We start from the raw sequence: 475 nt of genomic DNA, 5'->3' as shown, positions 1-475 counted from the left end.
GATGGTCAAATTAACGCGCTCGAATTAGCAACGCAGATAACACAACTTGCATCGCGCACTACAACTTTAGAGGCTGACGCGTTTACTGCTAGCAAAGTTGTAAATACGGCGTGGACTAATTTAACACTGAAGAATGGGTGGGTGCCTTTTCAAGGCGAGATGGTAGCGTGCCGCAAAGTAAATGGTTTTGCTCAAGTAACAATAACCGCTGGCGGGGGGGCAAATGGAGTGGCAATGTTAACACTACCAGCCGGGTACCGCCCAGCCAGAAGCACTCGCTATCCTGTTGTTTCACGGTCAACATCGGAGCAGTCAGCGTTCGCGGCAATCGAAGCTACTGGTGACGTGTTTATCTACAACGTCAATAATTTTGACTATGTAAGTTTTGCAGCCAACATATCAATAGAATAAGGATGATAATGAAAATTAACATATTAGATGATGATGGTTTTTATATTGAAGATCACATTGAAGG

The 475-nt window shown here is 44.2% G+C and carries 1 pseudogene; it reads left to right on the top strand.

The features are described from left to right. Positions 1 to 411 (top strand): annotated as a pseudogene (locus AC971_RS25460) (hypothetical protein); the annotation flags it as partial. Between the last annotated feature and the right edge of the window lie 64 nt (positions 412 to 475).

The sequence above is a fragment of the Yersinia similis genome, from assembly GCF_001053095.1.
Taxonomy (GTDB): domain Bacteria; phylum Pseudomonadota; class Gammaproteobacteria; order Enterobacterales; family Enterobacteriaceae; genus Yersinia; species Yersinia similis.
Note: the sequence above shows the minus strand (reverse complement) of the source record. Positions and strands in the feature narration are given on the sequence as shown.